Here is a 12,873-nt window from a genome sequence, read left to right as displayed (position 1 = left end):
TGCCGGCCGCGCGCGGGGGGCCCCGGGGGGGGGGGGTTGGATGGCCCCACCCCCGCTCGACTCGGGGTCGCCCGCCGCGAGGGCGGCGGCGCTGGGCCAGTACCGGGTGCGCTGGAAGGCGTAGGTGGGCAGCTCGGCCGGGTCCACGGGGGCGGCGCCCGCACCGGCGAACACGGCCGCCCAGTCCGGCGTCACACCACGGACATGCGCCCGTGCGACGGCCGAGAGCAGCGCCTCGGCTTCGGGGCGGTCCTTGCGCAGGGCGGCGGCGAAGGCAGGCTCCTCGCCGGCTGTCACGCACTCCTGCGCCATGGCGGAGAGGACGCCATCGGGGCCGAGTTCGAGGTAGGTGGTGACGCCCTGGGCCTCGAGGGTCCGGATGCCATCGAGGAAACGGACGGCCTCGCGGACGTGGCGCACCCAGAAGTCGGGGCTGGTGATCTCCTCGGCGGAGACGACGTTTCCGGTGAGGTTGGAAACGACGGGGATACGCGGGGCCGCGTAGGTCAGCCCCTCGGCGACCTCGCGGAACGCGTTCAACATGCCGTCCATACGCGGCGAGTGGAACGCGTGGCTCACGGTGAGCCGCTTGGTCTTACGGCCCTGCGCCTCGAAGCCCGCCGCGATCTCCAGAGCCGTGTCCTCATCACCCGCGATGACGACGGAGGTCGGGCCGTTGAGCGCGGCGATGGACACGCGCTCGGTCAGCAGCGGCGCCACCTCGTCCTCAGACGCCTGGATGGCGATCATCGCGCCACCGGCCGGAAGCTCCTGCATCAACCGCCCACGGGCCGCCACCAACCGCGCCGCATCCGCCAGCGAGAGCACACCCGCCACATGCGCGGCGGCCAACTCACCAATCGAATGCCCGGAGAGGAAATCGGGCCGCAGCCCCCACGCCTCCGAGACCAGCCGGAACAGCGCCACCTCAACCGCGAACAACGCGGGCTGAGTGAACCCCGTCCGATCCAGTACCGCCGCATCATCCCCGAACAGCACATCCCGCAACGGCCGCTCAAGGTACAGATCCAGATGCGCACACACCTCATCCAACGCATCCGCGAACACCGGATAGGCGTCATACAGCTCACGCCCCATCCCCAGCCGCTGACTCCCCTGCCCCGTGAACAGGAACGCCAACTTGCCCTCAGCGACCGTCCCCTCGACCACACCCGGGACGGCCTCACCCCGGGCCAGCGCGTCGAGTGTCCGCAGCAGCTCGTCCCGGTCGCCGACGGTCAGCACCGCACGCCGCTCCAGGGCGGCGCGGCCGACGGCCAGGGCGTGGGCGACGTCGAGCGGCGCCCACTCGGGCCGCGACGCGATGTGGGTGCGCAGCCGCGCGGCCTGCTCCCGCAGCGCTTCGGCGTTCTTGGCCGACAGGGCGAACGGCAGCAGGCCGCCGAGGCCATTCCCCTCGGGTGCCTCGGCCGGTGCGTCGACCTCCGGGGCCTGCTCGATGATGGTGTGCGCGTTGGTGCCACTGATGCCGAACGAGGAGATACCGGCGCGGCGCGGACGACCGGTCTCCGGCCACTCCACCTGCTCGCTCAGCAGCGCAACCGCACCCGCCGACCAGTCCACATGCGGCGACGGCGCGTCCACGTGCAACGTCTGCGGCAACACACCGTGCCGCATCGCCAGCACCATCTTGATGATGCCCGCGACACCGGCCGCCGCCTGCGTATGACCGATGTTGGACTTGATGGACCCCAGCCACAACGGCCGCTCCGGGGCGCGCTCCTGTCCATACGTAGCCAGCAGCGCCTGCGCCTCGATCGGGTCACCCAGCGTCGTCCCCGTGCCATGCGCCTCGACGACATCGACATCGCCGGTCGTCAACCCGGCGCTGGTCAGCGCCTGCCGGATGACGCGCTGCTGGGACGGCCCGTTCGGCGCCGTGAGGCCGTTCGACGCACCGTCCTGGTTGATCGCCGAGCCCCGGACCACTGCCAGCACCGGGTGGCCGTTGCGCCGCGCGTCCGACAGCCGCTCGACCAGCAGCATGCCCGCGCCCTCGCCCCAGCCCGTGCCATCCGCACCGGCCGCGAACGCCTTGATCCGGCCATCGGCGGCCAGTCCGCGCTGACGGCTGAAGTCGATGAAGTTCTCGGGAGTGGACATCACCGTGACGCCGCCCGCGAGCGCCATCGTGCACTCGCCCTGCCGCAGCGCCTGCACCGCCAGATGCAGCGCCACCAGCGAGGACGAGCAGGCCGTGTCGACCGTGACGGCCGGGCCCTCGAGGCCGAAGGTGTACGCCACCCGCCCGGACACCACGCTCGCCGCGTTGCCCGTGCCCAGATGGCCCTCCAGGCCCTCGGGCGCCTGCATCAGCAGCGACAGATAGTCCTGGCCGTTGGTCCCGGCGAAGACACCGATCTGCTGACCGCGCAGCGCCCCCGGGTCGATCCCGGCCCGCTCGAACGCCTCCCAGGAGGTCTCCAGCAGCAACCGCTGCTGCGGATCCATGGCGAGGGCCTCACGCGGCGAGATCCCGAAGAACGAGGCGTCGAAGTCCCCGGCGTCGTAGAGGAAACCGCCCTCACGCGTGTACGACGTCCCCTGACGATCCGGATCCGGGTCATACAGCCCTCCCAGATCCCAACCACGGTCCGACGGAAACTCCGCGATGGCATCCCCACCGGCCGTCAGCAGCTGCCACAGCTCTTCCGGTGACCGCACCCCACCCGGGAAACGACAGCTCATCGCCACGATCGCGATCGGATCGTCGGCCACCGCAACCGTAGGCGCCACCACGTCACCCGCCGCCGCACCATCCGCCCCCAGCAGTTCAGCACGCAGATGGTCCGCGAGGGCGGTGGCGTTCGGGTAGTCGTAGATGAGCGTGGCCGGCAGCCGCAGGCCAGTCGCCGCGTTGAGCCGGTTGCGGAGTTCGACGGCGGTGAGCGAGTCGAAGCCCAGCTCCTTGAAGGCGCGCCCGGCCTCCACCGCCTCGGCCCCACCGTGCCCCAGCACCGACGCGACCTGCGTACGCACCAGCTCCAGCAGCGTCTGTGCGCGCTCGTTCTCCGTCAGCCCGGACAGCCGCTCCGCGAGAGTGCCGGTCCCGGCGGTGGCGGCCGGGCGCGGCGCGCCCTCGGCAGCGGGCGCCGGACGCGCGGCCCGCACCTCGCCGAACAGCGCGCTCGGCCGTACGGCGGTGAACTCGGCGAGGAACCGGTCCCAGTCGAGGTCCGCGACCGTCACGGCGGTGTCATCGAGGTCCAGCGCCTGCCGCAGCGCGGTGAGCGCGGACTCGGGCGCCATCGGCGGCACTCCGTCGCGGCGCATCCGGCGCTCCAGCGCCTCGTCGGCGGCCATGCCACCCTCGGCCCACGGACCCCAGGCGATCGAGGTGGCGGGCAAGCCCTGGGCGCGGCGCAGCTCGGCCAGCGCGTCCAAGTAGGCGTTGGCCGCCGCGTAGTTGCCCTGCCCGGCCGCGCCCACCGACCCGGCGAGCGAGGAGAACAGAACGAACGCCGAAAGGTCCAGGTCGCGGGTCAGCTCATGGAGGTTCTGCGCGGAGGTGGCCTTGGCGCGCACCACCCGCTCCAGGCGCTCGGCGTCCAGCGTGTCCACCAGGCCGTCGTCCAGCACACCGGCCGCGTGGACGACGGCGGTCAGCGGGAGTTCGGCCGGTATGGACGCCAGCAGCTCGGCGAGCGCGTCCCGGTCCGCCACATCGCACGCGGCGGCCGTCACCCGAGCACCCGAGGCGGCCAGCTCATCGCGCAGCTCCGCCGCGCCCGGGGCATCGAGCCCCCGGCGGCTGGTGAGCACGACATGCTCGGCACCGTTCTCCACCAGCCAACGCGCCACATGCGCACCCAGCGCACCCGTACCGCCCGTCACCAACACCGAACCGGACGCCCGCCAGCCCTCGTCGCCCGACGTCCGGGTCCGGGTCCGGGTCCGGGTCCGGGTCCGGGAAGCCTCCGTCAGTCGGCGGCCGAAGATACCCGAGGCCCGCACCGCGACCTGGTCCTCACCCGAACCACCGGCCCCGGCCAGCACACCCGCCAACCGACCCAGCGCACGCTCATCCACCGACTCCGGCAGATCGACCAGACCACCCCACCGCTCCGGCAGCTCCAACGCCGCCACCCGACCAAACCCCCACACCAACGCCTGAGCCGGCGCCACCACACCATCGGAACGCCCCACCGACACCGCACCCCGCGTCGCCACCCACACCCGCGCACCCACACCCACATCACCCAACGCCTGCACCAACGCAGCCGTACGCAACAGGCCGGACGCGGACTCGACCGCCAGCAGGGAGAACACCCCCGCCACCGAACCACCCACGACCGCCGTACGCAGCTCCTCCGCCAGCCCGGCACGGTCCACCGCGTCCGACTCGACCACGCGCACATCCACACCACGCCCGGCCAACATCCGCACCACACCCGTGGCCCACACACCCTCGGCCTCACCGCCGGGCACCACAACCACCCAGCAACCACCCAACACCCCGCTGGCCAACCGCTCCGACACCGGCTTCCACAACACCCGGTAACGCCAGCCATCCACCGCCGAACGCACCGACTCCTGCCGCCGCCACGACGACAGCGCGGGCAACACCTCACCCAGCGAAACCCCCGGATCCACCGCGAGCTCCGCCGCCAACGCGGCCACATCCCCCCGCTCCACCACATCCCAGAACCGCCCGTCGACGGCACCGCCCGGCGCGACCTCCGACGCCGCCGGGGCCTCCTCCCACCAGTACCGGGTGCGCTGGAAGGCGTACGTCGGCAGCTCGACCCGCCGGGCCCCGGTGCCCTCGAAGCAGCCGCCCCAGTCCGGGGACTGGCCCCGGACGTGCAGCAGGGCGAGCGCGGCGGTCACCGACTCGGCCTCGGCACGGCCCTTCCGCAGCGCGGCGGCGAACGCGGCGTCCTCGCCGGCCACACACTCCTGCGCCATCGCGGAGAGAACGCCATCAGGGCCGAGCTCGACGAAGGTCGTCGCACCCTCCGCTTCCAGCGTCCGCACACCGTCGAGGAAACGGACCGCCTCGCGGACGTGGCGCACCCAGAAGTCCGGGGTGGTGATCTCCTCGGCGGACACCACGCCACCGGTGAGGTTGGAGACGATGGGGATACGCGGGGCCTCGTACGACAGCCCCTCGGCCACCTCGCGGAACGCGTCCAGCATGCCGTCCATACGCGGCGAATGGAACGCATGGCTCACGGTGAGCCGCTTGGTCTTACGACCCTGCGCCTCGAAACCAGACGCGATCTCCAGAGCCGCGTCCTCATCACCGGCGATGACCACCGACGACGGGCCATTGAGCGCGGCAATCGACACCCGCTCGTTGAGCAGCGGCGCCACCTCGTCCTCCGACGCCTGCACCGCGATCATCGCGCCACCGGCCGGAAGCTCCTGCATCAACCGCCCACGCGCCGCCACCAACTTCGCGGCGTCGGCCAAAGACAACACACCCGCCACATGCGCGGCAGCCAACTCACCAATCGAATGCCCGGAGAGGAAGTCAGGCCGCAGCCCCCACGCCTCCGAAACCAGCCGGAACAGCGCCACCTCAACCGCGAACAACGCGGGCTGAGTGAACCCCGTCCGATCCAGTACCGCCGCATCATCCCCGAACAACACATCCCGCAACGGCCGCTCAAGGTACAGATCCAGATGCGCACACACCTCATCCAACGCATCCGCGAACACCGGATAGGCGTCATACAGCTCACGCCCCATCCCCAGCCGCTGACTCCCCTGCCCCGTGAACAGGAACGCCAACTTGCCCTCAGCGACCGTCCCCTCGACCACACCCGGGACGGCCTCACCCCGGGCCAGCGCGTCCAGGCCCGCCAGGAACGTCTCGCGGTCCGTGGTAACGAGCGCCGCGCGCCGCTCCAGCGCGGCGCGGCTGGTGGCGAGCGAGAAGGCGAGGTCTGTCGCGCTCAGTTCGGGGTGGGTGCGGAGGTGGGTGGCCAACTGTGCGGCCTGGGCGTGCAGCGCCTGCCCGTCCTTCGCCGACAGCAGCCACGGCAGCACGGTCAGCTCACGCGGCGCGCGCTGCTCGCCCGGTGCGCCCGGAGCAGCCGGGGCGGCCGAAAGGGTCGGAACGGCCGGGGCCTGCTCGATGATGGTGTGCGCATTGGTGCCGCTGAGCCCGAAGGACGACACGCCCGCGCGGCGCGGACGGCCCGTCTCCGGCCACTCCACCCGCTCCGTCAGCAGCGAAACGGCCCCCGCCGACCAGTCCACGTGCGGTGACGGCGCGTCCACGTGCAGCGTCTGCGGCAACACACCGTGCCGCATCGCCAGCACCATCTTGATGATGCCCGCGACACCGGCCGCCGCCTGCGTATGACCGATGTTGGACTTGATGGACCCCAGCCACAACGGCCGGTCGGCCTCCCGCTCCTGCCCATACGTGGCCAACAGCGCCTGCGCCTCGATCGGGTCACCCAGCGTCGTCCCCGTACCGTGCGCCTCAACCGCGTCCACATCCCCGGCCGACAGCCCCGCTCCGGCCAGCGCCTGCCGGATCACCCGCTGCTGCGAGGGGCCATTCGGCGCCGTCAGGCCATTGCTCGCACCGTCCTGGTTGATCGCGCTGCCCCGCACGATGGCCAGCACCGGGTGGCCGTTCTGCTCCGCGTCCGACAGCCGCTCGACCAGCAGCATGCCCGCGCCCTCGCCCCAGCCCGTGCCATCCGCACCGGCCGCGAACGCCTTGATCCGGCCGTCCTCCGCGAGCCCGCGCTGACGGCTGAAGTCGACGAACGCCTCCGGCGTGGACATCACCGTGACGCCGCCCGCGAGCGCCATCGTGCACTCACCCGCGCGCAGCGCCTGAACGGCCATGTGCAGGGCCACCAGCGACGAGGAACACGCCGTATCCACCGTGACCGCCGGGCCCTCGAGCCCGAAGGTGTAGGCGACCCGCCCGGACACCACGCTCGCCGCGTTGCCCGTGCCCAGATGGCCCTCCAGGCCCTCGGGCGGGGTGGAAACGAGCCCGGCGTAGTCCTGGCCGTTGGTGCCCGCGAAGACACCGGTACGGCTGCCGCGCAGCGCGCCCGGGTCGATACCCGCGCGCTCGAATGCCTCCCAGGAGGTCTCCAGCAGCAACCGCTGCTGCGGATCCATGGCGAGGGCCTCACGCGGCGAGATCCCGAAGAACGAGGCGTCGAAGTCCCCGGCGTCGTAGAGGAAACCGCCCTCACGCGTGTACGACGTCCCCTGACGATCCGGATCCGGGTCATACAGCCCCCCCAGATCCCAGCCACGGTCCGACGGAAACTCCGCAATCGCGTCCCCGCCCGCCGTCAGCAGCGCCCAAAGCTCCTCCGGCGACCGCACCCCACCCGGGAAACGACAGCTCATCGCCACGATCGCGATCGGATCATCGGCCACCGCGACCGCCGGAGCCACCACGCCACCACTCACCGCAGCATCCGCACCCACCAGCTCTGTCCGCAGATGGTCGGCGAGGGCGGTGGCGTTCGGGTAGTCGTAGATGAGCGTGGCGGCCAGGCGCAGGCCGGTCGCCGCGTTCAGCCGGTTGCGGAGTTCGATCGCGGCCAGCGAGTCGAAGCCCAGCTCCTTGAAGGCGCGCCCGGCCCCCACCGCCTCGGCCCCACCGTGCCCCAGCACCGACGCGACCTGCGCCCGTACCAACTCCAGGAGCACACGGTCCTGTTCGGCCTTGGGCAGGCCGCTCATGCGCTCGCCGAGCGGGGAGGCGGAGTCGGCGTCGGTGACGACCTTGACGGTGTCGCCGCCGGTCGCGGCGCCCGGCCCGGCCTCCGCCGCCAGCGCGGCGATCAGCGGGCTGGGCCGTACGGCGGTGAGGGTGCGGGTGAAGTTCTCCCAGTCGATGTCCGCGACCGTCACGGCGGTGTCATCGAGGTCCAGCGCCTGCCGCAGCGCGGCGACGGCCGACTCGGGCGCCATCGGCGGCATGCCCTCGCGGCGCATCCGCCGCTCCATGGCGTCGTCACCGGCCATCCCCGAGTCCGCCCACGGGCCCCAGGCGATCGAGGTGGCGGGCAGCCCTTCGGCGCGCCGCCGCTCGGCCAGCGCGTCCAAGTAGGCGTTGGCCGCCGCGTAGTTGCCCTGTCCGGCAGCGCCCACCGACCCGGTGATCGAGGAGAAGAGAACAAACGCCGAGAGGTCCAGGTCGCGCGTCAGCTCGTCCAGATGCAGCGCGGCGTCGGCCTTCGCCCGGAGCACCGAGGCGAACCGTTCGGGCGTGAGCGAGTCCAGTACGCCGTCGTCCAGCACACCGGCCGCATGCACGACGGCGGTCAGCGGGAGTTCCGCCGGAAGCCCGGCCAGCAGCTCGGCGAGCGCGTCCCGGTCCGCCACATCACACGCGGCAACCGTCGCCCGAGCACCCGAAGCCGCCAGCTCATCGCGCAGCTCCACCGCGCCCGGGGCATCGAGCCCCCGGCGGCTGGTGAGCACGACATGCTCGGCACCGTTCTCCACCAGCCAACGCGCCACATGCGCACCCAGCGCACCCGTACCGCCCGTCACCAACACCGAACCCGAGGCCCGCCAGCCCTCATCGCCCGACGTCCGGCTCGCGACCGCCCGCACGAGCCGACGGCCGAAGACACCCGAGGCCCGCACCGCGACCTGGTCCTCACCCGAGCCACCGGACCCGGCCCCGGCCCCGGCCAGCACACCCGCCAGCCGACCCAGCGCACGCTCATCCACCGACTCCGGCAGATCGACCAGACCGCCCCACCGCTCCGGCAACTCCAACGCCGCCACCCGACCAAACCCCCACACCAACGCCTGAGCCGGGTTCACCACACCATCCGAACGCCCCACCGACACCGCACCCCGCGTCGCCACCCACAACCGCGCACCCACACCCACACCCACACCCACACCCACATCACCCAACGCCTGCACCAACGCAGCCGTACGCAACAGCCCCGACCCGCGCTCGCGCTCGCCCTCGCCCTCGCCCACCGCGAGAAGCGACACCACACCCGTCACCGAGGCGTCGCCCACCGCCGTACGCAGCTCCTCCGCCAGCCCGGCACGGTCCACCGCGTTCGACGCGACCACGCGCACATCCACACCACGCCCGGCCAACATCCGCACCACACCCGTGGCCCACACACCCTCGGCCTCGTCCGCCGGAACGACCACCAACCAGCAACCACCCAACACCCCGCTGGCCAACCGATCCGACACCGGCTGCCACGACACCCGGTAACGCCAGCCATCCACCGCCGAACGCACCGACTCCTGCCGCCGCCACGACGACAGCGCAGGCAACACCTCACCCAGCGAAACCCCCGGATCCACCGCGAGCTCCGCCGCCAACGCGGCCACATCCCCCCGCTCCACCACATCCCAGAACCGGCCGTCCACCGCCGAGCCCGGCCCGGCCCCGGTCGCCGGTCCGGCCGGGGCCGGGGCGTTGAGCCAGTAGGGCTGGCGCTGGAAGGCGTAGGTGGGCAGGTCGATCGTGCGGGCGCCGGTGGTGGCGTACGGGGCGGCCCAGTCGGCCTTCTTGCCCCGGACGTACGCCAGCGCGACAGCAGCCGTCAGGGTCTCGGCCTCGGGCCGCCCGGTGCGCAGCGCGGCGGCGTACGCGGTGCCGTCGGCGTCGGGCAGACAGTCCTGGGCCATGGCGGTGAGCACGGCGTCGGGGCCGAGCTCCAGGAAGGTGGTGGCGCCCTTGTCGGCCAGGGTGTGCACACCGTCGAGGAAGCGGACGGCCTCGCGGACGTGGCGCACCCAGTACTCGGGCGAGCACAGCTCTTCGGCGGTGGCGACGCGCCCGGTGACGGTGGAGACCACGGGGATGCGTGGCGGTGCGTACTCCAGCACCTGGGCGACGCGCCGGAATTCGGCGAGCATGCCGTCCATCAGCGGGGAGTGGAACGCGTGGCTGACGGTGAGCCGCTTGGTCTTGCGGCCCCGCGCCTCAAAACCGGAAGCGATCTCCAGCGCGTCCTCCTCGGCGCCGGAGACGACGACGGAGTGGGGGCCGTTGATCGCGGCGATGCCGATCCGGTCCTCGCGCCCGGCGAGCAGCGGCAGCACCTCGTCCTCCGACGCCTGCACCGCGATCATCGCGCCACCGGCCGGAAGCTCCTGCATCAGCCGGCCACGGGCCGCCACCAGGGCGGCGGCGTCCTCCAGGGACAGCACACCCGCCACATGGGCGGCCGCGAGCTCGCCGATGGAGTGTCCGGCGAGCAGTTCGGGGCGCAGTCCCCAGGACTCGAGGAGGCGGTAGAGCGCGACCTCGATGGCGAACAGGGCGGGCTGGGTGTAGTCGGTGCGGTCGAGGAGGGCGGCCTCGGGGCTGCCCACCTCGGCGAAGAGCACGTCGAGGAGCGGAAGTTCGAGCTGCTCTTCGAGGTACCAGCAGGCGTCGTCGAGGGCTTCGGCGAAGACGGGGTGGGCGGCGTGGAGCTCGCGGCCCATGCCGAGGCGCTGGCTGCCCTGCCCGGTGAACAGCAGGGCGAGCTTTCCGGCGGCGGGGGCGCCGCGCACGACGGACGGCCCGTCGCCGCCGTCGGCGAGGGTGCGCAGGGCGGAGCGGAAGCCGTCGCGGTCACCGGCGAGGAGCACGGCGCGCTGTTCGAAGGTGGCGCGGGTGGTGGCCAGGGAGTGGCCGATGTCGGTGAGAGCGAGGCCGGAGTCGGCCTCCAGCAGCGCGTGCAGCCGCTCGGCCTGGCCCTGGAGGGCGTCGGTGGTCTTCGCGGAGAGGGTCCAGGGCAGCAGGGCGGTGCCCCGCGCGGTGTCCTCACCATCAGGACCGTCCGCACCATCAGGACCGTCCGCACCATCGGGACCGCCCGCACCATCAGGACCGTCCGCTCCGTCGCGGTCCTCGACCGGCGGCTGCTCGATGATGGCGTGCGCGTTGGTGCCGCTCATGCCGAACGACGAGACGCCCGCGCGGCGCGGACGGTCGCTCTCCGGCCAGGGCCGCGCCTCGGTCAGCAGCTCGATGTCACCGGCGGACCAGTCGACATGCGGGGTCGGCTCGTCCACGTGCAGCGTCCGTGGCAGCACCCCGTGGCGCATCGCCATGACCATCTTGATGATGCCGCCGACACCGGCCGCGGACTGGGTGTGGCCGATGTTGGACTTGAGCGAGCCGAGCCACAGCGGCCGGTCCGCCTCGCGGTCCCGGCCGTAGGTGGCGAGCAGCGCCTGGGCCTCGATGGGGTCGCCGAGCGTCGTACCCGTTCCGTGGGCCTCGACCGTGTCCACCTCGCCGGCCGTCAGTCCGGCGTTGGCGAGGGCCTGGCGGATGACGCGCTGCTGGGCGGGGCCGCTGGGGGCGGTGAGGCCGTTGCTGGCGCCGTCCTGGTTGATGGCGGTGCCGCGCACGACGGCGAGGACCCGGTGACCGTATCGACGGGCCTCCGAGAGCCGCTCGACGAGCAGCATGCCGACGCCCTCGCCCCAGGCGGTGCCGTCGGCCGCGGCGGCGAACGGCTTGCAGCGGCCGTCGGGGGCGAGGCCGCGCTGGCGGCTGAAGGCGATGAACGAGCCGGGGTTGGCCATGACCGCGGCGCCACCCGCGAGCGCCATGGTGCACTCGCCCGCACGCAGCGCCTGGACGGCCAGATGGAGCGCCACCAGGGAGGAGGAGCAGGCGGTGTCGACGGTGACGGTGGGGCCTTCGAAGCCGAAGGTGTAGGCGATCCGGCCGGAGGCGACGCTGGCGGCGTTGCCGGTGACCAGATAGCCCTCGAAGCCCTGCTCGGCCTCGTGCAGCCGGGGTCCGTAGTCCTGGGTCTCGGCGCCGACGAACACACCGGTCCGGCCGCCCCGGAGGATCGCGGGGTCGATACCGGCGCGTTCGAAGACCTCCCAGGACGTCTCCAGCAGCAGCCGCTGCTGCGGATCCATCGCGAGCGCCTCGCGCGGGGAGATTCCGAAGAACGCCGGGTCGAACTCGGCGGCGTCGTGCAGGAATCCGCCTTCGCGGGTATAGCTGCTGCCCGCCCGGTCCGGGTCGGGGTCGTAAAGTCCGGCGAGATCCCAGCCCCGGCTCACCGGGAATTCGGAGATGACGTCCTTTCCGTCCGCGACGATTTCCCACAGTTCTTCGGGGGACCCGGCCTCACCGGGGAACCGGCAGCTCATTCCGACGATGGCGATGGGCTCGTCGGCGGCTATCGGGCCCATTTCGGCGTCGGCCCGGGAAGCGTCGGAATCGTCGTCCGCACCGAGCAGTTCGGCCCGCACATGGCGGGCGAGGTCGGCGGGGGTGGGGTGGTCGAAGGCGAGGGTGACCGGCAGCCGCAGTCCGGTGGCGGCGGTCAGCCGGGCATGCAGATCGACCGTGGCGAGGGAGTCGAAGCCCAGGTCGAGGAAGGGACGCTCGGGGTCGAGGAGGTCCGGCGCCTTGTCCTTGAGGGCCTGTTCGACGATCTCGCCGACCCAGGCGGTGAGGGCCTCGGCGCGCTCGGCCTCGGGGAGCGCGGCGAGCCGGTCACGCCACGGGGACGCCCCTTCCGGGCTCGTGCCCCCCTTTTCGGTGTGCTCGGGCGTGAAATCCACGGACTCACTCACCATCGCGCGCCCCATTACCCTCGCAGACATAACACCAAGACCGTACGTCAGCTTTACACAGGGCAGGGCGACCAGAAACCCCTTCAAACCCCCTATGGACCCCTATCATCCCTTTGGGGTCCCGTATCCGAGGGGCACCGGACAATGGCCATCGTTAATTCACCAGAGTGCATGAGAATTCCGGTGGCCACAAGGATCTCGAGCAAATAATGCGCCCAGTATTCGATTTTCGGGGGTGGAGGGGGTTCAGAGGTGGGGGTGGGGGGGCTCGTGGTTTTCCGCCGACACAAGCCGCGGTCCTCGTGCTTCTGTGTGGGGGGGGCGGGCGGGGGGGTGGGGAGC

General features: G+C 72.2%; 1 protein-coding gene. It reads right to left on the bottom strand.

Translation table 11 applies throughout. The features are described 5' to 3' along the window. A partial coding sequence (locus ACFXB5_RS35170; RefSeq protein WP_385215771.1) for a type I polyketide synthase occupies nt 1–12,519 on the bottom strand: 12,519 nt, incomplete at its 3' end. Nucleotides 12,520–12,873 lie beyond the last annotated feature (354 nt).

Source organism: Streptomyces sp. NPDC059455 (assembly GCF_042750115.1).
Classification (GTDB): domain Bacteria; phylum Actinomycetota; class Actinomycetes; order Streptomycetales; family Streptomycetaceae; genus Streptomyces; species Streptomyces endocoffeicus.
This window is presented reverse-complemented; position numbering and strand designations above follow the sequence as displayed.